Source organism: Streptomyces sp. NPDC101181 (assembly GCF_044767975.1).
In the GTDB taxonomy this organism is placed as follows: domain Bacteria; phylum Actinomycetota; class Actinomycetes; order Streptomycetales; family Streptomycetaceae; genus Streptomyces.
Genome location: NZ_JBIWOX010000003.1, coordinates 67,612 through 89,282 on the forward strand (window position 1 = coordinate 67,612; position 21,671 = coordinate 89,282).

General features: G+C 72.5%; 18 protein-coding genes and 1 other RNA gene. 17 read left to right on the plus strand and 2 right to left on the minus strand.

The window, feature by feature from the left end; translation table 11 throughout:
• Positions 1-140 precede the first annotated feature (140 nt).
• Positions 141-1,043 carry a hypothetical protein gene (locus tag ACIRRU_RS06970; protein WP_403677180.1) on the plus strand — a complete coding sequence of 301 codons (903 nt, stop codon included), beginning with the start codon at positions 141-143 and terminating at the stop codon, positions 1,041-1,043.
• A gap of 229 nt (positions 1,044-1,272) precedes the next feature.
• Here ACIRRU_RS06970 and ACIRRU_RS06975 read toward each other — a convergent pair whose 3' ends face one another.
• Positions 1,273-1,473 carry a hypothetical protein gene (locus ACIRRU_RS06975; protein WP_403677183.1) on the minus strand — a complete coding sequence of 67 codons (201 nt, stop codon included), beginning with the start codon at positions 1,471-1,473 and terminating at the stop codon, positions 1,273-1,275.
• Between the two features lie 258 nt (positions 1,474-1,731).
• Here ACIRRU_RS06975 and ftsE point away from each other — a divergent pair, with 258 nt between their 5' ends.
• The 14 genes from ftsE to ACIRRU_RS07045 all read left to right on the plus strand — a co-directional run bounded on the left by ftsE (position 1,732) and on the right by ACIRRU_RS07045 (position 18,538).
• Positions 1,732-2,421 carry a cell division ATP-binding protein FtsE gene (ftsE, locus tag ACIRRU_RS06980; RefSeq protein WP_363199789.1) on the plus strand — a complete coding sequence of 230 codons (690 nt, stop codon included), beginning with the start codon at positions 1,732-1,734 and terminating at the stop codon, positions 2,419-2,421.
• Between the two features lie 61 nt (positions 2,422-2,482).
• On the plus strand, positions 2,483-3,403 hold the full coding sequence (gene ftsX, locus ACIRRU_RS06985) for a permease-like cell division protein FtsX (protein ID WP_363199788.1): 921 nt from the start codon (positions 2,483-2,485) through the stop codon (positions 3,401-3,403).
• A gap of 68 nt (positions 3,404-3,471) precedes the next feature.
• Complete coding sequence (locus ACIRRU_RS06990; protein ID WP_403677187.1) at positions 3,472-4,662, plus strand: S41 family peptidase; 1,191 nt, start codon at positions 3,472-3,474, stop codon at positions 4,660-4,662.
• 18 nt (positions 4,663-4,680) lie between these two features.
• Positions 4,681-5,169, plus strand: a complete 489-nt coding sequence (gene smpB, locus ACIRRU_RS06995; protein ID WP_363199786.1) for an SsrA-binding protein SmpB — start codon at positions 4,681-4,683, stop codon at positions 5,167-5,169.
• A 130-nt stretch (positions 5,170-5,299) separates the two neighbouring features.
• Positions 5,300-5,686, plus strand: a transfer-messenger RNA (tmRNA) gene (gene ssrA / locus ACIRRU_RS07000).
• Between the two features lie 441 nt (positions 5,687-6,127).
• Positions 6,128-6,826, plus strand: coding sequence for a hypothetical protein (locus tag ACIRRU_RS07005; RefSeq protein WP_403677192.1), 699 nt, complete (start codon positions 6,128-6,130; stop codon positions 6,824-6,826).
• Entirely contained in the window at positions 6,827-9,049 is a 2,223-nt protein-coding gene (locus tag ACIRRU_RS07010) for a bifunctional polysaccharide deacetylase/glycosyltransferase family 2 protein (protein ID WP_403677195.1), read from the plus strand. It abuts the gene before it with no gap.
• A complete protein-coding gene (locus ACIRRU_RS07015; RefSeq protein WP_403677197.1) occupies positions 9,046-10,293 on the plus strand; it encodes an acyltransferase in 1,248 nt (415 codons plus the stop codon). The genes ACIRRU_RS07010 and ACIRRU_RS07015 overlap by 4 nt, the downstream gene beginning before the upstream one ends.
• 412 nt (positions 10,294-10,705) lie before the next feature.
• A complete protein-coding gene (locus ACIRRU_RS07020; RefSeq protein WP_403677200.1) occupies positions 10,706-11,848 on the plus strand; it encodes a uroporphyrinogen-III synthase in 1,143 nt (380 codons plus the stop codon).
• Positions 11,849-11,992: 144 nt separating this feature from the next.
• Complete coding sequence (locus ACIRRU_RS07025; RefSeq protein WP_403677203.1) at positions 11,993-12,565, plus strand: GNAT family N-acetyltransferase; 573 nt, start codon at positions 11,993-11,995, stop codon at positions 12,563-12,565.
• 81 nt (positions 12,566-12,646) lie between these two features.
• Positions 12,647-13,261, plus strand: a complete 615-nt coding sequence (locus tag ACIRRU_RS07030; protein ID WP_403677206.1) for a CGNR zinc finger domain-containing protein — start codon at positions 12,647-12,649, stop codon at positions 13,259-13,261.
• Positions 13,262-13,384: 123 nt separating this feature from the next.
• Positions 13,385-15,838 (plus strand): HelD family protein, encoded by a 2,454-nt coding sequence (locus ACIRRU_RS07035; protein ID WP_403677208.1) that lies wholly within the window; start codon positions 13,385-13,387, stop codon positions 15,836-15,838.
• A 519-nt stretch (positions 15,839-16,357) separates the two neighbouring features.
• The gene (locus tag ACIRRU_RS07040; protein WP_403677211.1) at positions 16,358-17,794 is read left to right on the plus strand and encodes an NAD-dependent malic enzyme; all 1,437 of its coding nucleotides are present in this window, start codon (positions 16,358-16,360) and stop codon (positions 17,792-17,794) included.
• A 462-nt stretch (positions 17,795-18,256) separates the two neighbouring features.
• The gene (locus ACIRRU_RS07045) at positions 18,257-18,538 is read left to right on the plus strand and encodes an HU family DNA-binding protein (RefSeq protein WP_003968811.1); all 282 of its coding nucleotides are present in this window, start codon (positions 18,257-18,259) and stop codon (positions 18,536-18,538) included.
• A gap of 284 nt (positions 18,539-18,822) precedes the next feature.
• Here ACIRRU_RS07045 and murA read toward each other — a convergent pair whose 3' ends face one another.
• Positions 18,823-20,163 (minus strand): UDP-N-acetylglucosamine 1-carboxyvinyltransferase, encoded by a 1,341-nt coding sequence (murA, locus tag ACIRRU_RS07050; protein ID WP_006124927.1) that lies wholly within the window; start codon positions 20,161-20,163, stop codon positions 18,823-18,825.
• A gap of 287 nt (positions 20,164-20,450) precedes the next feature.
• Between murA and ACIRRU_RS07055 the strand changes: the two genes are divergently transcribed.
• Positions 20,451-21,011, plus strand: a complete 561-nt coding sequence (locus ACIRRU_RS07055; RefSeq protein ID WP_363199777.1) for a YqgE/AlgH family protein — start codon at positions 20,451-20,453, stop codon at positions 21,009-21,011.
• 152 nt (positions 21,012-21,163) lie between these two features.
• The gene (locus ACIRRU_RS07060; RefSeq protein WP_363199776.1) at positions 21,164-21,460 is read left to right on the plus strand and encodes a DUF3039 domain-containing protein; all 297 of its coding nucleotides are present in this window, start codon (positions 21,164-21,166) and stop codon (positions 21,458-21,460) included.
• Positions 21,461-21,671 lie beyond the last annotated feature (211 nt).

The following is a 21,671-nucleotide window of genomic DNA, read 5'->3' on the forward strand; positions in this document are numbered from 1 at the left end:
TCTGGGACGGGTGCGAACCGGGGGCCGGGCGAGTCGACCACACCACGACGTGGTCCCGTCCGAGAGCGATCCTTCCCCGGGGCCCCTGGACCGCACAGGGCTGCTCCACTGACGAGATCGGCTACTGGGGGTAGCGACAGATGACGAAGAAGACGCGTGTCCGCGTCGCGCGGATAACCGCGGGTGCGGTGATCGCCGCGGGCGCCTCGCTGACCGCGGCCGGTGCGGCGCAGGCGCTGGAGATCGGCGTGGACACGGGCGTCGCCGACGTCCAGGTCCAGACGGAGCCGGAGGACGGCGACGACCCGATCGGCGGCGTCGACTCGGGCGGCGCGGCGGGTGAGACCACGGGCGAGACGACCACCTCGGGCGAGACGACCGGGGAGACGTCCACCACGGGCGAGACCTCGACCACGGGTGAGACCACCACGGGTGAGACGACCGGCGAGACGTCGACCACCGGCGAGACCACGGGTGAGACGTCCACGACGGGCGAGACCTCCACGACGGGTGAGACCACCACAGGCGAGACGACCGGCGAGACGTCCACCACCGGCGAGACCTCCTCGACCGGCGAGACGTCGACCACAGGCGAGACCAGCACCTCTGGCACCAACGGCACGAACGGGTCGAACGGCTCGACCGGCAGCAACGGCTCGACCGGCAGCAACGGGTCCACCGGCTCCAACGGCAGCAACGGGACCAACGGCTCCACCGGGACCAACGGCTCCACCGGCGGCGACCAGGGCGGCACCGGTACCTCCGGTTCGGCCACGTCCGGCACCACCGGCTCCGCCACCGGTGGCGACGACGGCGCCGGCACCTGCACCGTCGACCTCGACGGCGCCGAGTGCACCGACGACAACACCGACACCGACAGCCTCGGCAACAAGCCGGTCGAGCAGAGCAAGGGCAAGGAAGAGCTCGCCGAGACCGGTGCGGCCGAGACCGGCTTCCTGGTCATCGGCGCCGCGACGATGATCGCGGGCGGCATCGGCTTCCGGATCCTGCCGCGTCTGGTCGGCGGCCGCACGACCGCCTAGGCCCGCCGTCGGACCGACCCGTACCGGCGCGCGGCGCACTGACGCGTGGCGGGAACCGGTGAGGTCCGCGGACGGCACGGCAGAGCACGATGAAGGGCCCGGGAGGCGCACGACGCTCTCCCGGGCCCTTCATGGCATACGGACCGCTCAGACGGCCGCACGCAGGACCAGCCGCACGGAGGGCCGAGAGGGGCCGCACACAAGACCGAGAGGGGGCAGGGCGGGGAGGTCAGGCGGCCTGGTGCGCCAGCAGCGCGAGGGCGCCGAGCAGCACCACCATCAGGGCGATCAGCGCGGCGGGACTCATCCCGGCCAGCGGGCCCTGGCCCTGCTCCTCCAGCATCTGCTGCCGCACGGCACGGCAGACGCGGCAGCGGCCCTCGCTCACGGGCGCCGCGCAGTTCGCGCACACCAGTCGGTCATAGGTCATGCGCCTTCCTCCTCCCGCGCGGCGGAGCCGCTTCTGCGTTCTCTCCGCACAACGCTCGCGGGGACGCAACCGTTCCCCCCACCACTGTGCCAGCTCGCGGCGGTTTCGGCGCGCCCCGTCGGACAAGGGCCGGTCCGCCCCGATGCGTTCCGGGTGGCTATTCGCCATAAAGCGCCCATTGCCGGACGCCGCCTGCACGCGTGAGCCCGGTTCGCGTATGGTCACGCTCACCTACTCCCGGCCGACCGTGGTGCATCCGTGATCCGATTCGACAACGTCTCCAAGACCTACCCGAAGCAGACCCGACCGGCTCTGCGCGATGTCTCGCTGGACATCGACAAGGGTGAGTTCGTCTTCCTGGTGGGCTCCTCCGGCTCCGGCAAGTCGACCTTCATGCGGCTGATCCTGCGCGAGGAGCGCGCCAGCACCGGCATGGTCCACGTGCTCGGCAAGGATCTCGCGCGGCTGTCCAACTGGAAGGTGCCGCAGATGCGCCGCCAGCTCGGGACGGTCTTCCAGGACTTCCGCCTGCTGCCCAACAAGACGGTCGCGGAGAACGTGGCCTTCGCGCAGGAGGTCATCGGCAAGCCGCGCGGCGAGATCCGCAAGGCCGTGCCCCAGGTGCTCGACCTCGTGGGCCTCGGTGGCAAGGAGGAGCGGATGCCCGGTGAGCTGTCCGGCGGTGAGCAGCAGCGCGTGGCCATCGCCCGCGCCTTCGTCAACCGCCCCATGCTGCTGATCGCGGACGAGCCGACCGGCAACCTCGACCCGCAGACCTCCGTGGGCATCATGAAGCTGCTGGACCGGATCAACCGGACCGGCACCACCGTGATCATGGCGACCCACGACCAGAACATCGTCGACCAGATGCGCAAGCGCGTCATCGAGCTCGAACAGGGCCGTCTCGTACGCGACCAGGCGCGCGGCGTCTACGGCTACCAGCACTGACCGGGCGGCCCCCGGGCCGTTCGCGTACTTCGAGCATCGAGCACTGCACTGAAAGGACGCCATGCGCGCCCAGTTCGTCCTGTCGGAGATCGGCGTCGGTCTCCGCCGCAACCTCACGATGACCTTCGCGGTCGTGGTCTCCGTCGCCCTCTCGCTCGCCCTGTTCGGCGGCGCGCTGCTCATGCGCGAGCAGGTCAGCACGATGAAGGACTACTGGTACGACAAGGTCAACGTCTCCATCTTCCTCTGCAACAAGAACGACGCCAAGGACATGCCCAAGTGCGCCAAGGGGGCTGTCACCACAGAGCAGAAGGACCAGATCAAGGCTGATCTGGAGAAGATGGACGCCGTCGAGAAGCCGGTCCACTTCGAGACGGTCGACGAGGCGTACAAGCACTACCAGGAGCAGTTCGGCGATTCCCCGATGGCGGGCAACATCACGCCCGACCAGATGCAGGAGTCGTTCCGGGTCAAGCTCAAGGACCCTGAGAAGTACAAGGTCGTCGCGACGGCCTTCGAGGGGCGGGACGGGGTGCAGTCCGTCCAGGACCAGCGGTCCATCCTGGACCAGCTCTTCGAGCTGATGAACGGCATGAACGCCGTAGCGGTCTATGTGATGATCCTCATGCTCGTCATCGCGCTGATCCTGATCGTCAACACCGTGCGCGTCTCCGCGTTCAGCCGGAGACGGGAGACGGGCATCATGCGCCTGGTGGGAGCCTCCGGCTTCTACATCCAGGCCCCCTTCATCATGGAGGCGGCCGTCGCCGGTCTGATCGGCGGCGTACTGGCCTGCGCGATGCTGCTGGGCGGCCGGTACTTCCTGATCGACGGCGGGCTCGCGCTCCAGGAGAAGCTGAACCTGATCAACTTCATCGGCTGGGACGCGGTCCTCACCAAGCTCCCGCTGGTCCTCGCGATCGGTCTGCTGATGCCCGCCATTGCCGCCCTCTTCGCGCTTCGCAAGTACCTGAAGGTGTGACATGTGCCCCCTGGGGTGCACGGGGAAGTACCCGTGCGGCCCGGGGGGCTTGTCCTAGACTCGGCGGCATGTCGGATGGTGGGTACCGCTTCGGGCCCCGCGGTCTTCGCCGCGGGGCGGCTCTGACGTTGGTCTTCGGGTGCGCTCTGGCCACGGCCGCGGCGACCGGAACACTCCCGCAGGACGACCCCGCCGCCGGTTCCGGCGCGAGAACCCGCTCCGTCGCCTCCACCGCCGCCCCGGTCGACCGCGAGGAGATCGAGGACGCCGCCGCCGACGCGCAGGCCGACGGGAAGTCCGTCAAGGACGCCGCCGAGGAGGTCGTCAGCCGCAGCGGGGACCGCTGGGGCGCGGTCTACGACGAGCGGGAGTACGAGGAGTTCGAGCAGGCCCTGGACGGCGCCTACACCGGCGTCGGGCTCTCCGCCCGGCGGACCGACGGCGGCGCGGTCAGCGTCTCGCGCGTCCAGCCCGGCGGCCCCGCCGACCGGGCCGGAATCCGCGCCGGCGACCTGCTGGACACCCTGGACGGCCGCCGGGTCGGCAAACGGCCCGTCGCCGAGGTCGTCGCCTCCCTGCGCGGTGACGGTACGCAGGCGGCCGAGGGCAGCCGCGTAGAGCTGGGGCTCGTACGGGACGGGCGGAGCTGGACCAGGACCCTGGAACGGGTCCGGCTGACGACCGACGCGGTCACCGTGCGGCGGATCGGCGCCGGGCCCTCGTCGGCCGTGCTCATCAAGGTGGCCGCCTTCACCAAGGGCGCCGGGGCCGAGGTCCGGGACGCGGTCCGGGACGCTCCCGAGGGCGCCGGGATCCTGCTGGACCTGCGCGCCAACTCCGGCGGACTCGTCGCCGAGGCCGTCGTCGCCGCCTCCGCCTTCCTGGACGGCGGCCTGGTCGCCACGTACGACGTCCGGGGCGAGGAGCAGGCGCTGTACGCGGACGCGGGCGGTGACACGGACCGGCCGGTCGTCGTCCTGGTCGACGGCGGCACGATGAGCGCCGCCGAGCTGCTGACCGGGGCCCTCCAGGACCGGGGCCGCGCGGTCACCGTCGGCTCGCCCACCTTCGGCAAGGGCTCCGTGCAGATGCCCAGCGAGCTCCCCGGCGGCTCGGTGGCCGAGCTGACCGTCGGCCACTACCGCACCCCGGGCGGCCGCAGCGTCGACGGCCGGGGGATCACACCCGACCTGGTGGTGCGCGAGCGGGCCCAGCAGCGGGCCGAGACGGTATTGAGTGGCCTCGGGGGCGGGTCGTAGTGCGAAAATGACCGCACTATGGCGAAGGACAAAGACACCGGGCGCAAGATGATCGCGCAGAACAAGAAGGCGCGGCACGACTACAGCATCCTCGACACCTACGAGTGCGGCCTCGTCCTCATGGGGACGGAGGTGAAGTCCCTGCGCATGGGGCGGGCCTCCCTGGTCGACGGGTTCGTCCAGATCGACGGCCACGAGGCATGGCTGCACAACATCCATGTGCCCGAGTACGTCCAGGGCACCTGGACCAACCACGCGGCCAAGCGGAAGCGCAAGCTGCTGCTGCACCGGGCCGAGATCGACAAGCTGGAGTCGAAGTCGCAGGAGACGGGGCACACGATCGTGCCGCTCGCGCTGTACTTCAAGGACGGCCGGGTCAAGGTCGAGATCGCGCTCGCGAAGGGCAAGAAGGAGTACGACAAGCGGCAGACGCTCCGCGAGAAGCAGGACACGCGGGAGACGAACCGTGCCATCGCGGCCGTCCGCAGGCGGCAGCGCAGCGCCTGACCGGCCCCGGCCGGGCCCCGGCCCGCGCGGGCAGCAGGTGGCCGCGGGAATACGGTGGCACCGTCCGGCGTTGGTCACGTACGATGGACCTCGCACCTCAGCGAAGGTGCGCGGATTGAAAAATCAACATGGGGATGATCGGTTTCGACAGCGGATGTCGAAGCAGGGGAAGCGAGTCGAGGAAGCGGCAATGATCTCGTAAACCATATGTCGCAAACAATAATCGCCAATTCCAAGCGCGATTCCTCCGCCTTCGCTCTCGCTGCCTAATTAGCAGCTAGCGAAGACTCTGCGGAGTGTCAGCCCGGGGGTGATCCCGACCCGGATCCTGGCATCAGCTAGGGATCTAAACTTCTCGGCCCGGCCACGGGACCGAGGAGGAAATCAAACAGTGGCTGGGCCTGTCGGAGGCTTGTTCGCGTGACCTCCGGGGCCGAGAAAAGCGCAGCGAACTGCACTCGGAGAAGCCCTGGTTCCGCACCGTTGGACGCGGGTTCGATTCCCGCCATCTCCACCGTTCCCATGAAGCCTCTGCCCCGCGAGTCCGCTCGCGGGGCAGAGGCTTTTCCGTGCCTCCATGTCTCCGTACCCTCTGCCCTCTGCTTGCAGGCTGGCGTGCCCCCATGCCCCCATGCCCCCGTGCTCCTCGCCTCGTGCCTCCGTGGCTCGTGCTTCCGCGCCGTCCGGGAGGCCTCGGTGAGCGGGTGGACGGGCCCGGCCCAGGCGAGGAATGAGTGTGGCCGGATTCAGTGCTTGCCGGATTCTGGTCGCCCGCGAGCGATCCGGCACCGATGCGCGGCCATTCCTGACCGACTCCGTTCACGGGCACGTAAGCGTCAATACCGCGCGCTACATTCATCGTCCGGGTGCACGGCCATCAGGGTTCGAGGACGGGTGGGGACCAGTCCGACAGTGAAGAACCGGCCACATTCTGAGCGCCTGATTCATGGAGTGGGGGATGGCTACCGCTATGGACCAATGGCGCGAAGGTATGAGAACGGGCCACACGCACGAGCCCAATCAGGCGACGGTCGACCTGGACGGTATGGGGCGCCAACGCACCGAGCTGCCCGGTGAGCCCGCCCCGGGGGGCGGCCCCGCCGGACCTGTCTTCGTGGACGCGAGCGGCCGCCGCGGCAAGACCCTCCGCCGGATCGGCTGGGCCCTGGCCGGGGTCTGCGCCGCCTTCGCCGTGACGCTGCTGCTCGCCGTCCTCGGCGGCAACTCCAGCGTCCCCTGGCTGCCCCTGACCGAGCCCGGCAAGGAGGCGAAGGCCGAGAAGGCCGAGACGGAGCCCGCGCCCCGCGGCGACCCGGCCCCCTCCGGCGTACCGGCCGCCGCCCCCGTCGCCACCACCGGCGCAGCGGTCCCGGTGTCCGACGCCTCCGGGGCCGCCGTCCCGTCCGCGAGCACCGCGCTCGTCCCGGCCGGAGCGACCGGCCGCCCCTCCGCGACCCCGTCCGCCCCCGCGCCCGGCGCATCCGGGGACGGGGCCGCCGGTGGTGGTGGAGCCACCAGGCCCGCTCCCGCCCCCTCCACCGCCGCGCCGTCGGCCACCTCTCCGCCGCCGACGCCCGACCCGGTGCCCACCACCGCGGCCCCGAGCCAGAGCGCCGAGCCCACTGGGCCCCCGGCCGTGGACGAGGGCACCAGTTAGATGACGCCCCCCGCCCGGCGGGGCAGGCGGGGTGCGACGGTGAAAGGCGCAAGGAACCGGGGCCGCTACCGGCTCCCCCTGCGCTACCTCCTGCCGTCGACCCTGCTCGTCGCCCTGCTCGCGATGCTGATGCTCCGCGGTTACGTCCACAACGAGATCGAGGCAGACCACCGCGTGCGGCCCCCCGCCCCCAACACCCGGGTGCCTGCGGCGATCCTGAGCGGCGGGCCCGTCATCGACGCCCGTTCCGCCGCCCCCACGACACGGCGCGTACCGGCCAACCGGGTCGTCCTGACCTTCGACGACGGGCCCGACCCGGTCTGGACGCCGAAGGTCCTGGACAAGCTCAAGGAGCACGGTGCGCACGGCGTCTTCTTCGTCACCGGGGCCATGGCCGCGCGCCACCCGGACCTGGTCCGCCGGATGGTCGAGGAGGGCCACGAGATCGGCCTGCACACCTTCGGCCACCCCGACCTCTCCTACCAGTCCACCGACCGCGTCGACCGGGAACTCTCCCGCAACCAACTGGCGCTGGCGGGCGCCGCGGGGATCCGTACCTCGCTGTTCCGGCCGCCCTACTCCTCGTCCGCGCACGCCCTGGACAACAGGTCGTGGCCGGTCGTCCGGCACATCGGCGGCCGGGGCTATCTGACCGTCGTCACCGACACCGACAGCGAGGACTGGAAACGCCCCGGGGTCCGCGCCATCGTCGAACGGGCCACACCCGAGGGCGGCGAGGGCGCCGTCGTCCTGATGCACGACTCCGGCGGCGACCGCTCCCAGACCGTGGCCGCGCTCGGCACCCTCCTGCCGGACCTGCGGGCGAAGGGCTACACCTTCACCCGGCTCACCACCGCCCTCGACGCCCCCAGTGCGCACACCCCGGTCACCGGCTTCGCCCTGTGGCGGGGCAAGGCGTTCGTCGCCGCCGTCGCCGTCTCCGAGCGGATCACCGGCGTCCTGGTCGTCGGCCTCGCCGTCGTCGGCGTCCTGGTGCTGGCCCGCTTCGGCCTGATGCTGCTGCTGTCGTCCGTGCACGCCCGCCGGGTCCGGCGCGCCGGTTTCCGCTGGGGCGAACCCCTCACCCGTCCGGTCTCCGTCCTGGTCCCCGCGTACAACGAACGCGAGTGCGTCGAGGCGACCGTCCGCTCCCTGGCCGCCAGCGACCACCCCGTCGAGATCATCGTCATCGACGACGGCTCCACCGACCGCACCGCCGACCTCGTCGAGGCGATGCGGCTGCCCGGCGTCCGGGTGGTGCGCCAGCGCAACGCGGGCAAACCGGCGGCCCTCAACAACGGTATCCGGCACGCCCGTCACGACATCGTCGTGATGATGGACGGCGACACCGTCTTCGAACCCTCCACCGTCCGCGAGCTGGTCCAGCCCTTCGGCGACCCCCGGGTCGGAGCCGTCGCGGGCAACGCCAAGGTCGGCAACCGGGACTCGCTGATCGGCGCCTGGCAGCACATCGAGTACGTGATGGGGTTCAACCTGGACCGCCGGATGTACGACGTGCTGGGCTGCATGCCCACCATCCCGGGCGCCGTCGGGGCGTTCCGGCGCGTGGCCCTGGAGCGGGTCGGCGGGATGAGCGAGGACACCCTCGCCGAGGACACCGACGTCACGATGGCCCTGCACCGCGACGGCTGGCGCGTGGTCTACGCGGAGAACGCCCGCGCCTGGACCGAGGCCCCGGAGTCCGTGAGCCAGTTGTGGTCGCAGCGCTACCGGTGGAGCTACGGCACCATGCAGGCCATCTGGAAGCACCGGCGCGCGGTGATCGAGGGCGGGCCCTCGGGCCGCTTCGGGCGGGTCGGGCTGCCGTTCGTCTCGCTGTTCATGGTCCTCGCCCCGCTGCTGGCTCCCCTGATCGACGTGTTCCTGCTGTACGGGCTCGTCTTCGGCCCGACCGCGAAGACGGTCGCCGCCTGGTTCGGGGTGCTCCTGGTGCAGGGCGTCTGCGCCGCGTACGCGTTCCGGCTGGACAAGGAGCGGATGGTCCACCTGATCTCGCTGCCGCTCCAGCAGATCCTCTACCGGCAGCTCATGTACGTGGTGCTGCTCCAGTCCTGGATCACCGCACTCACCGGCGGCCGGCTGCGCTGGCAGAAGCTGCGCCGCACGGGGGCGGTGGAGGCACCGCCCGGGAGGGCGCCCGCGCCCCGTCCGCGGGCCGCGGACGACGGGTCCGGGGCCGTGGGCCGGAGGCCGTACGTATGACCGCGCTGCCCCCGCCCCCGGTCGCCGCCGAGCCGGACCTCCGCCGACCGCGCCCCGGCGAGCGCTCCGTCGGCCCACCGCCGTCCGACGACCGGCCACTCGCCCAACCGGCCGCCCGGGACCAGTCGCTTGGCCAACCACCCGCCCGTGACCGGTACTTCGACCTTCTCCGGGCCCTCGCCCTCAGCCGGGTGGTCCTCTACCACCTCACCGGCTGGGCCTGGCTGCCGGTGCTTTTCCCGTCCATGGGTGTGATGTTCGCGCTCGCCGGGACCCTGATGGCCCGTTCGCTGAAGCGGCCCGCCGTACCGGTGATCCGCGGCCGGATCCGCCGCCTGCTGCCACCGCTGTGGCTGCTCGGCGCGATCGGCGTCACCGGCATGGCCGCCCAGGGCTGGGGCCCGGACACCGAGGGGCACCCCGGCTGGTGGTGGCAGCATCTGACGTACTGGGCCCTGCCGTTGAGCGATCCGCCGTACGCGAAGGAGGTGGCGGGCGTCCCCGGCCTCCTGGGGGAGAGCTGGCCCGAGGAACTGGCCGGACCGCTCTGGTACCTCCGGGCCTACCTCTGGTTCGTGCTGCTCTCCCCGCTGATGCTGCGCGGGCTGCGCCGACTGCCGTGGGCGACCCTGCTCGCCCCCCTCGTGCTCGCCGTCGTCCTCCGGCTCGACCTGGTCACCACCACCGACCGGCTCGACTCCGCGATCACCGACTTCTCCACCTTCGGCGCCTGCTGGGCCCTCGGCATGGCCCACCAGGAGGGGCTGCTGAAGCGGCTCCCGGCCTACGCCGTCCCCTCTCTCGCCCCGCTGGTGGCGGGCGCGGGGCTGGGATGGGCGGTCCACGAGGGCTTCCGCGACGGCTTCGACCTGGACACCATCCCGCTCGCCCAGGCCCTGTGGTCCTTCGGCTGTGTGCTGCTCCTGCTGCACCACAGTCCCTCCTGGACCGCGTGGCCGAGACGGCTGCGCCCCTTCGACCGGCCGGTCACCCTGCTCAACTCCCGGGCGGTGACCGTCTATCTCTGGCACAACGTCTGCATCCTGGCCGCCGCCACGCTCTACGACCGGCTCTGGTCCGTCGACGCTCTCGGCGAGCACGTGCCGTGGCTCCTGGAGAGCTGGATCCCCGTGCTGGCGCTGACCTGGGTCCTCATCGCGCTCTGCGTCCTCGCCTTCGGCTGGGCCGAGGATCTGGCCGCCCGCCGCCGCCCGCGGCTCTGGCCCGACGGACGGCGGCGGTGACCGGCGCCCCCGGACGCCGCTCACCGGGCACCACACGGCACCGCCCGGCGGCCGACGTCTTCCGCCTCTTCGCCGCCTCCCGCGGCGGGTGCTCCGGTCACCCGGGCGGTATACCCGCCGCCGGTCACCGCCCGCGCCCCGTACCCGCGAAGCCGCAGACCGGTGACGCGAAGGTGACGGTAAGGGCCCGGCCGGGCGACGCGGGACGTAACGGCCGGGAAATACGGCGGATGCGGGGCTGTCACGCGGGGTTGGCAGTCTCGGTTCTCCGCACCGACGGGCGAGCGGGATGAGCACTCAGGGCGGGCACCGGGCGACACGCGAGCGGGAGACCTGACACGGGACGACGCGTACCGGCGGACCAGGGGAACAGACCAGCGCCAGCGGGACCACACGAGCCGGGGAACACGCCATGCGGGACGACGACGGGACGCACGAACCCCTCGCGGGCTTCACGGTCGGTGTGACCGCCGCCCGCCGTGCCGAGGAACTCGGCGCCCTGCTGAGCCGACGTGGGGCCGCCGTCCTGCACGCCCCCGCCCTGCGGATCGTCCACCTCCCCGACGACGGTGAACTACTCGCCGCCACAAAAGAGTTGATCGACCACGCGCCGGACGTGGCGGTCGCGACCACCGCGGTCGGCTTCCGCGGCTGGATCGAGGCCGCCGACGGCTGGGGCATCGGCGACGCCCTGCTGGAGACCCTGCGCGGGGCCGAACTCCTCGCCCGGGGACCCAAGGTCAGGGGCGCCGTCCGGGCCGCCGGGCTGACCGAGACCTGGTCGCCCGGGTCCGAATCGATGGCCGAGGTCCTCGACCGGCTCCTCACCGAGGGCGTCGCGGGCCGCCGGGTCGCCCTCCAACTGCACGGCGAACCGCTGCCCGGGTTCGTGGAGTCCCTGACCGCCGCGGGCGCGGACGTCGTCGTCCTGCCGGTCTACCGCTGGATGCCCCCACGGGACCTCGCCCCGCTCGACCGGATGCTCGACGTCACCGCCGCCCGGGGCCTCGACGCGATCACCTTCACCAGCGCCCCCGCCGCCGCCTCGTTCCTGAGCCGCGCCGAGACCCGCGGGCTGCTCCCGGAGATCCTCGGGGCCCTGCGCGAGGACGTCCTGGTCGCCTGCGTCGGACCGGTCACCGCCCAGCCGCTCCAGGCCCGGGGCGTCGCCACCGTCCAGCCGGAACGCTTCCGGCTCGGCCCCCTCGTCCAGTTGGTCTGCGCCCAGCTGCCCGCCTCCGCCCGCATCCTGCCGGTCGCCGGACACCGGGTCGAGATCCGGGGCCACGCCGTCCTGGTCGACGACGAACCGCGCGCGGTGCCGCCCGCCGCCCTGGCCCTCCTGCACACCCTGGCCCGCCGCCCCGGCTGGGTGGTGGCCCGCGCGGACCTGCTGCGCGCCCTGCCCGGCGGCGGCACCGACGAACACGCGGTGGAGACGGCGATGGCCCGGCTGCGCTCGGCCCTCGGCGCGCCCCGGCTCATCCAGACCGTCGTCAAACGCGGCTACCGGCTGGCCCTGGACCCGTCGGGGGACGCCGACTCCGGGCGCTGAGCCGGGCCGCCGCCGGGCGGAGGCCGCTGGGGTGCGCGTGCGCCGTGCTGTGCTGTGCCGGGTGCGAGCCGCTGGGGCGCGTCGGCGGGCCGCCCGGCGGACGACGCCCGGCACGCGCGCCCGGTGCCCGGCTAGCGTGGCCGGATGACCGATCACCCCCGCTTTCCCGCCTTTCCCGTCCCGGACGTGACCCTCCGGCCCGCCACGCTCACCGACGCGTCCTCCTTCGCCACGGCCCTCACCCGCAGCCGGGCGTACATGCGCCCCTGGGAGCCCGTACGGCCCGAGAGCTTCTACACGCCCGAGGGCCAACGGGTGCGGCTCGCCGGGTTGTTCGCGGAGCGGGACGGCGGCCGTGCCATGCCCTGGGTGCTCGCGGACGGCGACGACCGGGTGATCGGCGCCTTCACCCTCTCCGCTGTCGAGCGCGGCTCCTTCCGCAACGCCCGCCTCGGCTACTGGGTCGACGTGGACCACGCCGGACGCGGACTGGCCACCGCGGCGGTCGGCGCCGTCTGCGCGGCGGCCCGCGACCGCCTCGGCCTGCACCGGGTCGAGGCGGCGACCGTCACCGGCAACACCGCGTCCCAGCGGGTACTGGCCAAGGCCGGGTTCGAACGGATCGGCACCGCCCCGGGCTATCTGCACATCGACGGCGCCTGGCGCGACCACCACCTGTTCCAGCGGCTGCTGCACGACGAACCGCCGGCGCCGTGACCGGCGGGGTTCCGGCCGGGCCCCGGTGCGGGCACTCTGGGGGTGGCAGTCCACCGGTGACACCGAGGCGGTGACCCGCGCATGGGAACGGGCAGGGGCGCGCACGTGTGGCGGTTCGACGCGGGGCGGATCTGCCTCGACCTGGTGGCCACCGAGAGCGCGGGCGGCGCGCCCGGCGCGGGCGAACAGCTCCCCGGACCACAGCAGTTGGCGCGGTGGCTGACCGCCGCCCGGCTCGTCCCGCCCGGCACGGCGCTCACCGCCGTGGACGGCGGGTGGGTGGACCGCTTCCACGAACTGCGCTCGGACATCAGCCGCCTGATGGCAGCTCAGCTCGGCGGCCCCCGCTCGGACGCCGCGTTGGCCCGGGTCAACGTCCTGGCGGCCGGGGCGCCGCCGGGGCCCCGGGCGGTGCGCACGGCCGACGGCCGCCTGGTGCGGGCCCTGAGCGCCGCCCCCGACTGCGCGGGGCTCCTCGCGGTCGTGGCTCGGGACGCGGTGGACCTGCTCACCGACCCGGTCGCCCGCACCGCCCTGCGCCGGTGCCAGGGCGAGGCCTGCCACCGGCTCTATCTGGACACCTCGCGCGGCGGACGGCGGCGCTGGTGCTCCGGGGAGGTCTGCGGCAACCGCGAACGGGTCGCCCGCCACCGCCGCCGGGCGCTCGGGAAGGAAATCCCGCCCGGCGTCGAGTGAACCGTGCCCCGCCGGCGGCCGTCCGGCGCGACGCGCGGCCGGGATGCGGGGGCGGCAGGTGCGCGCGGGCCCCCCTTCGCATAAGGTTGTCGGCTGCCCAGTGCCGTTACGAAGGGGGCCTCGGTGGCCGCGCAGGATGCCGCTGTCGAATCGCTGCGGGACCGGGAGATCGGTGTCGAGCAGGAGCATCTCGACCGGGTTTACCACCGCCTTGAGGAGAAGATCCACGAGGCGGAGTTCCTCATGGACGACGCCGTCAAGCGCGGCCAGGTCGGCACGCCCGGGGCGCTCGCGGAGCGCGACGCCCAGGTCTTCCGGGCCGGTATCCATCTCAACCGGCTGAACAGCGAGTTCGAGGACTTCCTCTTCGGGAGGATCGACCTGCTGCTCGGCAAGGACGGGGAGCGCGGCCCGGACGGCGCGTACACCTCCGTCGAACCGGCGGAGAACTCCGTACGGGAGGACGCCACCGCCGACATCGCGGAGACGCTCCACATCGGCCGGATCGGGGTCCTGGACACCGACTACGCGCCGCTGGTGATCGACTGGCGGGCCCCGGCCGCCGCCCCGTTCTACCGCTCCACCCCGAAGGAACCGGGCCGGGTGGTACGCCGCCGGGTCATCCGCTCCAAGGGCCGCAAGGTGCTCGGGGTGGAGGACGACCTGATGCGCCCGGAGCTGACGGCGTCCCTGGACGGCGAGCGGCTGCCGGTGATCGGGGACGGCGCGCTGATGGCGGCGCTCGGCCAGGCCCGCAGCCACACCATGCGGGACATCGTCTCCTCCATCCAGGCCGAACAGGACCTGGTCATCCGGGCCCCCGCCGCCTCCGTCACCGAGGTGACCGGCGGTCCCGGCACCGGCAAGACCGCGGTCGCCCTGCACCGGGCGGCGTACCTGCTCTACCAGGACCGGCGGCGGTACGCGGGCGGCATCCTGATCGTCTCGCCGACTCCGCTGCTCGTCGCGTACACCGAAGGGGTGCTGCCCTCCCTCGGCGAGGAGGGGCAGGTCGCGATCCGGGCGATCGGCTCGCTGTCCGACGAGGCGGCCGGACCCGAGGGCGCGTACGGCAAGGGCGGCCCGGAGGGGCCCGGCGAGGGGCGGCGGCCCGGTGACGGCGGGGCCTACGACGAACCGGCGGTGTCCCGGGTCAAGGGGTCCTCCCGGATGCTCCCCGTGCTGCGCAAGGCGGCCCGGGGCGCGCTCGACGAGCCGCGGGCCGACGGCGGGCCGGGCGCGGACGACGGACAGCGGGCGGACGGGCAGCTGGCCTTCGGCGACGAGCCCGAGCGAGCGCGCCCCGCGGCCGTCCCCGACCGGCTGCGCGTGGTCGCCTTCGGGGCCCGGATCGAGCTGGAGTCCGAGGAGCTGAGGCGCATCCGGCACAACGCGCTCGGCGGCACCGCCCCGGTCAACCTGCTGCGCCCGCGCGCCCGCAAGCTGCTGCTGGACGCCCTGTGGAACAAGTCCTCCGGACGCGGCCGTTACACCGACCCCGAACTGGTCGCGGAGCTGCGCTCCTCGTTCGACGAGGACGTCTCCACCGAGACCCCGTTCCTGGAGTTCCTCGACGCCTGGTGGCCCGAGCTGACCCCGCGCCGGGTGCTGGCCGCGATGGCCGACGAGAAGCGGCTGTCCCGCTGGTCGCGGCGGATCCTCAACCAGGGCGAGGTACGCCGTCTGGCGCGCTCCCTGCGGCGGCTGGACGCGGACGGGAACGGGGCGCTCTCCGTCCACGACGTGGCCCTCCTGGACGAGCTCCAGGCGCTGCTGGGGACCCCGCACCGGCCCAGGCGCAAGCGCGAGCTGGACCCGCTGGACCAGCTCTCCGGCCTGGAGGAGCTGATGCCGCGGCGCGAGGAGACCCAGTGGGAGCGGGCGGAGCGGCTGGCGGCCGAGCGCACCGAGTACGCGCACGTCATCGTCGACGAGGCGCAGGACCTCACCCCGATGCAGTGGCGCATGGTGGGCCGCCGGGGCCGCCACGCCACCTGGACGGTCGTGGGCGACCCGGCCCAGTCCTCCTGGTCCGATCCGGACGAGGCGGCCGCCGCCCGGGACGAGGCGCTCGGCTCCCGGCCCCGCCGCCGCTTCACGCTCACCGTCAACTACCGCAACCCGGCGGAGATCGCGGAGCTGGCCGCGAAGGTGCTGGCGCTGGCCATGCCCGGGACCCCGTCCCCGACGGCGGTCCGCTCGACCGGGGTGGTGCCCCGCTTCGTGCCGGTGGGCGACGGGGGCCCGGCCGCCGCCGTCCGCGAGGAGGCGCGGCGGCTGCTGGCGGAGGTGGACGGCACGGTCGGCGTCGTCGTGGCGATGAACCGGCGCGCCCAGGCCCGGGAGTGGGTGGCGGAGCTGGGGGAGCGGGTCGTGGCGCTGGGCAGCCTGGAGGCGAAGGGCCTGGAGTACGACGCCACGGTGGTGCTCTCGCCCGCGGAGATCGCGGACGAGTCCCCGGCCGGGCTGCGGGTGCTGTACGTGGCGCTGACCCGGGCGACGCAGCAGCTCACGGTGGTCTCGGGGGCGCGGGACCTGCCGGACGAGGACGGGGTCCCCGACCTGCTGCGGGACTGACGACGGGCGGGGGCCCCGGCCTCCGTTCCGTCGCCGCGAGGTGTCCGATCGGGTGGCCGGAAAAGGTTTAGTGCGTCAACTTGTCGCACGGGAATGACTTCTCGTGGGTCTTTGTTACCGTGGTACTGGCACCGGCTCGATCCAAGCCCCCGGGCCCAACCTTCGTCGCTACGAGCGACCACTTGCCGCGAGGCGAGCATGGCGGGCCGGTGCCACCTCAGCACCGAGAAGACAGACTCGCGTCACCTGATGGTGGCGCGGGTCTGTTCTGGTTTACGCGACTCTCGTCTCTCGTCCACGCGACTCCCGCTCTCGCGGCCGACGGGGGTTTCCGCTCGCGTCCATCCGGCCGTCGGGGGTTCCGTCGAACGGGTGGACTCTCGTATGGTGGAAACTACTTTCCGAAAGACGGCAGTCATTACCGGCTACCGGCCGGTAGGTGCGACGATCGGGAAGCGTGTCCGGAACGAGGGTTCCGGTTGCGCGGCAATGAAGCTGAGGAAAGCGAAGGACACGGCCATGGCAACGGCGCCCAGCGTCTCGTACTCGATGACGGTCAGGCTGGAGGTGCCCGCGAGCGGCACCGCGGTCTCCCAGCTCACCACGGCCGTGGAGTCGTCGGGGGGGTCGGTCACCGGCCTCGACGTGACCGCCTCCGGCCACGAGAAGCTGCGGATCGACGTGACGATCGCCGCCAGCTCCACCTCGCACGCGGACGAGATCGTCGAAGGCCTGCGCGACATCGACGGGGTCGTGCTCGGCAAGGTCTCCGACCGTACGTTCCTGATGCACCTCGGCGGCAAGATCGAGATGGCGTCCAAGCACCCCATCCGCAACCGTGACGACCTCTCGATGATCTACACCCCCGGCGTCGCCCGGGTCTGCATGGCCATCGCGGAGAACCCCGAGGACGCCCGCCGGCTCACCATCAAGCGCAACTCCGTCGCCGTCGTGACGGACGGCTCCGCGGTGCTCGGCCTCGGCAACATCGGCCCCAAGGCCGCGCTGCCCGTCATGGAGGGCAAGGCGGCCCTCTTCAAGCGCTTCGCGGGCATCGACGCCTGGCCGATCTGCCTGGACACCCAGGACACCGATGCCATCGTCGAGATCGTCAAGGCCATCGCCCCCGGCTTCGCGGGCATCAACCTGGAGGACATCTCCGCGCCCCGCTGCTTCGAGATCGAGGCCCGGCTGCGCGAGGCCCTGGACATCCCGGTCTTCCACGACGACCAGCACGGCACCGCGATCGTCGTCCTCGCCGCCCTCACCAACGCGCTGCGCGTGGTGGGCAAGAGCATCGGTGACGTACGCGTCGTCATGTCCGGCGCGGGCGCGGCCGGTACGGCCATCCTGAAGCTGCTCATCGCCGCGGGCGTCAAGCACGCGGTCGTCGCCGACATCCACGGCGTGGTGCACGCCGGACGCGACGACCTGGTCTCCGCCTCCACCGGCTCGCCGCTGCGCTGGATCGCCGACAACACCAACCCCGAGGGCGTCACCGGCACCCTCAAGGAGGCCGTCGTCGGCGCCGACGTCTTCATCGGCGTCTCCGCCCCGAACGTGCTGAACGGCGACGACGTCGCGGCGATGGCGGACGGCGCGATCGTCTTCGCCCTCGCTAACCCCGACCCGGAGGTCGACCCGGCGATCGCCCGCCAGACGGCGGCGGTCGTCGCCACCGGCCGCTCCGACTTCCCCAACCAGATCAACAACGTGCTGGTCTTCCCGGGCGTCTTCCGCGGTCTGCTGGACGCCCAGTCCCGCACCGTCAACACGGACATGATGCTCGCCGCCGCCGGAGCCCTCGCCGACGTGGTCGCCGAGGACGAGGTCAACGCGAACTACATCATCCCCTCGGTCTTCAACGACAAGGTCGCGGGCGCGGTCGCCGGAGCCGTCAGCGCGGCCGCCAAGGCCGCCACGGCCACCGGAACGCCGTCCGCCACGACCGTCTGACCCGCCGCCCGGCTGGCTCGGCCCGCGCCCGGCCCGTACGGCCCCTCCGGCCCGCCCGGCCTGGCGGTCCGGGCGCGTCCATCCGGAGCGGAGTGTTCCGGAGGTCCCGAGGGGCCATGCGCGGGGCGCTCCGGTCCGTACCGCGCACGGCCCTACGGCGCGTCGCGGGTCGCCACGCCCCAAACGCCCCTTTAGGGTGGGCGGGCAGTGGGCCCTGCGGGGCCCGGCATCCGCTGCGGACCGCTCGGGCAAGTCGACGGAGCGTCACCACGAGGACACCGTGGCGCTTTTCATTGACCCCGAAGTGTGCCGGATTGGCTTTCCCGCCGCTGGTGGGGGCAGGATGCGTAATCGGGCGAGAGGGTCTGACATCAGACCCGGGTCCGGGGACTGTCAGAGGGCCCTGGCAGCATCGGCTTCGATCTCACGCCTCACAGGCAAGAAGAACACGGGAGTAACAACATGAACCGCAGTGAGCTGGTGGCCGCCCTGGCCGACCGCGCCGAGGTGACTCGCAAGGACGCCGACGCCGTGCTGGCCGCGCTCGCCGAGACCGTCGGTGAGATCGTCGCCAAGGGCGACGAGAAGGTCACCATCCCCGGCTTCCTGACCTTCGAGCGCACCCACCGTGCCGCTCGCACCGCTCGGAACCCGCAGACCGGCGACCCGATCAACATCCCCGCCGGCTACAGCGTGAAGGTCTCCGCGGGCTCGAAGCTCAAGGAAGCCGCCAAGGGCAAGTAACCCTCAAGGCGCAGACAGGGCGGTCGCTCCCACCGGGAGCGGCCGCCCTCGCGCATGCCAGGAGCACATGCGTCCCGCACAGGCCCGTCGGCAGGCCTCCGGGCCTCCGGGGCGCCGACGCCCCCGCGCGCGGCCCTCAGGGCCTCGTCCACAGCGTTACGGGGCCCGCCCGGCCGCGTGGTCGGCGCCCCGCGGGCCCGCGGAGGGCGGAAAGCCGGAGCCCCGGCCCCCTCGGTGGGGGCCGGGGCTCCGGTGCGCGTCGCGGTGTGCGGCAGCGCGGTGCCTCAGACGAGTGAACCGCCCGGCAGCTCGACCTTCGCGCCGAGCTTCTCCAGCTTCTCCATGAAGTTCTCGTAGCCGCGGTTGATCAGGTCGATGCCGTGCACCCGGGACGTGCCCTGGGCCGCCAGTGCCGCGATCAGGTACGAGAAGCCGCCGCGCAGGTCGGGGATGACCAGATCGGCGCCCTGGAGCTTCGTCGGCCCGGAGACGACCGCCGAGTGCAGGAAGTTGCGCTGGCCGAAGCGGCAGTCCGAGCCGCCCAGGCACTCGCGGTACAGCTGGATGTGCGCACCCATCTGGTTGAGCGCGGAGGTGAAGCCGAGACGCGACTCGTACACCGTCTCGTGGACGATGGAGAGGCCCGCGGCCTGCGTCAGCGCCACCACGAGGGGCTGCTGCCAGTCGGTCTGGAAGCCCGGGTGCACGTCCGTCTCCAGCGCGATGGCGTTGAGCGCGCCGCCCGGGTGCCAGAAGCGGATGCCCTCGTCGTCGATCTCGAAGGCCCCGCCGACCTTGCGGTAGGTGTTGAGGAAGGTCATCATCGAGCGCTGCTGGGCGCCGCGCACATAGATGTTGCCCTCGGTCGCCAGCGCCGCCGACGCCCAGGAGGCCGCCTCCAGACGGTCCGGGATCGCCCGGTGGGTGTACCCGTCGAGCTTGTCGACACCGGTGATCCGGATGGTCCGGTCGGTGTCCATGGAGATGATCGCGCCCATCTTCTGCAGGACGCAGATGAGGTCTTCGATCTCCGGCTCGACGGCCGCGTTGGACAGCTCGGTGACGCCCTCGGCGAGGACGGCGGTGAGCAGCACCTGCTCGGTGGAGCCCACCGAGGGGTAGGGCAGCCGGATCTTGGTGCCGCGCAGCCGCTGCGGGGCCTCCAGGTATTGGCCGTCCGCCCGCTTCTCGATGGTCGCCCCGAACTGGCGCAGCACCTCGAAGTGGAAGTCGATCGGCCGGCCGCCGATGTCGCAGCCGCCCAGGCCCGGGATGAAGGCGTGGCCGAGGCGGTGCAGCAGCGGGCCGCAGAACAGGATCGGGATGCGCGAGGAACCCGCGTGGGCATCGATGTCGGCGACGTTCGCCGACTCGACGTGCGAGGGGTCGAGGATCAGTTCGCCCGGCTCGTCGCCCGGACGGACCGTGACGCCGTGCAGCTGGAGGAGCCCCCGGACCACCCGTACGTCGCGGATGTCGGGAACGTTGCGGAGGCGGCTGGGCCCGCTGCCGAGCAGCGCGGCGACCATGGCCTTCGGCACCAGGTTCTTGGCGCCTCGGACGCGGATCTCGCCCTCCAGCGGGGTGCCGCCGTGGACAAGCAGGACATCGTCTGTGCCGGTCATGTATCTCGCGTTCCGGAGTGGTCGGGCAGGGGGGCCAACGAAAAGAGTAATGGCCTCCTGCCCCCCTTCCGTCAGACGAAGGGGCTGTACGGACGTCATGAATCCGCCGGAGCACCCTCCGCTCACCCGATCTCGCGGAGGGTCACCGCCCGCACGGTCCGCCGCGCCCCCGCCGCCCGGTGCGCTCCCCGTGCCTCCGTGCGCCCTGAGCTGCGCTCGGTCTCCTGATACGGCCATCCCGTCCACTCGCCTCCCGCGAAGGGCCGAGATGCGGGATCATTTCTGCCATGACGGAGGTGTCCTCGCTCACAGGGCGACTGCTCGTGGCCACACCCTCCCTCGCGGACCCGAATTTCGACCGCGCGGTGGTGCTGCTCCTCGACCACGACGAGGAGGGCTCCCTCGGCGTGGTCCTCAACCGCCCTACCCCGGTCGGCGTCGTCGACATCCTCACCTCCTGGGCCGCGCTGACCGGTGAGCCGGACGTCGTCTTCCAGGGCGGCCCGGTCTCCCTGGACTCGGCGCTCGGCGTGGCGGTGATCCCGGGCGGCGAGGGCCCGCTCGGCTGGCGCCGGGTGCACGGGGCGATCGGGCTGGTCGACCTGGAGGCCCCGCCGGAGCTGCTCGGCCCCGCCCTGGGCTCACTGCGGATCTTCGCCGGGTACGCGGGCTGGGGGCCGGGCCAGCTGGAGGGCGAGCTGAACGAGGGCGCGTGGTACGTGGTCGAGTCGGAGCCGGGCGACGTGTCCTCGCCGCACCCCGAGCGGCTGTGGCGTGCGGTGCTCCGCCGCCAGCGCAGCGAGCTGGCCATGATCGCCACGTATCCGGACGATCCCTCGCTCAACTGAGGCGACCGGCCGGGACGGTCTCCCGCTCGATGGCCGCGACCGGCATGACCGGCCGAGTTGATCTCCCGCCCAACCGGCGGGTGGTCGTCCGTTTCGTCCGGGGTGACCCTTCCCTCAACCGAAGGCCGTCTCTTTCAGTACCCTTGGCGGTTATGAGCACTCTTGAGCCCGATCGCGGGGCAGGTACGGGGACCCTCGTCGAGCCGACGCCGCAGGTGTCGAGGGGCGACGGCGACCACGAGCGCTACGCCCACTACGTCCAGAAGGACAAGATCATGGCGAGCGCCCTGGAGGGCACTCCCGTGGTGGCGCTGTGCGGGAAGGTCTGGGTGCCGGGGCGCGACCCGAAGAAGTACCCGGTCTGTCCCATGTGCAAGGAGATCTACGAGTCCATGGGCGCCGGTGGCGACAAGGACAAGGGCAAGGGCGGCGGCCAGGACAAGAAGTAGGCCCCTCCCGTCCCTGTGAGGCCCCCGGGGCGCGCGACACCGCGCGCCCCGGGGGCCTTATCGCTGCCCGCCGGCCCCGGGTCCGCCCGGCCGGGCACCCCCGGCCCCGCCGCCCGGTCACTCCCCGTGGCCGGGCCGTCGCGTTGCACGGGCTGCGTCCGCTGGTCACAGAGTGGTGGAGACCACTTGTCCACGTACGGGCTCGGATCTA

Coding starts and splice junctions, on each gene's coding strand:
- ACIRRU_RS06970 (WP_403677180.1), top strand. CDS start 141: ATGACGAAGAAGACGCGTGTCCGCGTCGCGCGGATAACCGCGGGTGCG.
- ACIRRU_RS06975 (WP_403677183.1), bottom strand. CDS start 1,473: ATGACCTATGACCGACTGGTGTGCGCGAACTGCGCGGCGCCCGTGAGC.
- ftsX (WP_363199788.1), top strand. CDS start 2,483: ATGCGCGCCCAGTTCGTCCTGTCGGAGATCGGCGTCGGTCTCCGCCGC.
- ACIRRU_RS06990 (WP_403677187.1), top strand. CDS start 3,472: ATGTCGGATGGTGGGTACCGCTTCGGGCCCCGCGGTCTTCGCCGCGGG.
- smpB (WP_363199786.1), top strand. CDS start 4,681: ATGGCGAAGGACAAAGACACCGGGCGCAAGATGATCGCGCAGAACAAG.
- ACIRRU_RS07005 (WP_403677192.1), top strand. CDS start 6,128: ATGGCTACCGCTATGGACCAATGGCGCGAAGGTATGAGAACGGGCCAC.
- ACIRRU_RS07010 (WP_403677195.1), top strand. CDS start 6,827: ATGACGCCCCCCGCCCGGCGGGGCAGGCGGGGTGCGACGGTGAAAGGC.
- ACIRRU_RS07015 (WP_403677197.1), top strand. CDS start 9,046: ATGACCGCGCTGCCCCCGCCCCCGGTCGCCGCCGAGCCGGACCTCCGC.
- ACIRRU_RS07020 (WP_403677200.1), top strand. CDS start 10,706: ATGCGGGACGACGACGGGACGCACGAACCCCTCGCGGGCTTCACGGTC.
- ACIRRU_RS07025 (WP_403677203.1), top strand. CDS start 11,993: ATGACCGATCACCCCCGCTTTCCCGCCTTTCCCGTCCCGGACGTGACC.
- ACIRRU_RS07030 (WP_403677206.1), top strand. CDS start 12,647: ATGGGAACGGGCAGGGGCGCGCACGTGTGGCGGTTCGACGCGGGGCGG.
- ACIRRU_RS07040 (WP_403677211.1), top strand. CDS start 16,358: ATGGCAACGGCGCCCAGCGTCTCGTACTCGATGACGGTCAGGCTGGAG.
- ACIRRU_RS07045 (WP_003968811.1), top strand. CDS start 18,257: ATGAACCGCAGTGAGCTGGTGGCCGCCCTGGCCGACCGCGCCGAGGTG.
- murA (WP_006124927.1), bottom strand. CDS start 20,163: ATGACCGGCACAGACGATGTCCTGCTTGTCCACGGCGGCACCCCGCTG.
- ACIRRU_RS07055 (WP_363199777.1), top strand. CDS start 20,451: ATGACGGAGGTGTCCTCGCTCACAGGGCGACTGCTCGTGGCCACACCC.
- ACIRRU_RS07060 (WP_363199776.1), top strand. CDS start 21,164: ATGAGCACTCTTGAGCCCGATCGCGGGGCAGGTACGGGGACCCTCGTC.